The organism is Paraburkholderia sp. SIMBA_054, from assembly GCF_046534875.1.
In the GTDB taxonomy this organism is placed as follows: Bacteria; Pseudomonadota; Gammaproteobacteria; order Burkholderiales; family Burkholderiaceae; genus Paraburkholderia; species Paraburkholderia hospita.
The window spans coordinates 1-264 of the sequence record NZ_JAWRXV010000968.1 but is presented as its reverse complement, the minus strand read 5'-3'; the positions used below and the strand labels follow the sequence as shown (position 1 = coordinate 264).

Genomic DNA, 264 nt, shown 5'->3' with positions numbered 1-264 from the left:
CTGCGCAAGGGCGTCAAATTTCATGATGGCTCCGATATGAAGTCAGACGACGTGCTCGCCAGCTTCGAACGTTATGCAAAGGTGAGCCCCAACGCCAAAGTTCTCAACATTGTCGATCGTTATGAAACGCCGGATGAATACACCTTTGTCATTTATCTCAAGGAGGTGAACGCAGCTTTTCTCGACACATTGAAAAGTCCTGTCTATCCCTTCTCAATCATCCCGGCCGAACAGAAAGACAAACCCGCGCGCGAACTCGACATC

Annotated in this window: 1 protein-coding gene; it reads left to right on the top strand. The window is 49.6% G+C overall.

The window, feature by feature from the left end; all coding sequences use genetic code 11:
- Window positions 1-264, top strand: a 264-nt coding sequence (locus tag SB822_RS58010; protein WP_410859228.1) for an ABC transporter substrate-binding protein, incomplete at both ends; no start/stop codon positions are given.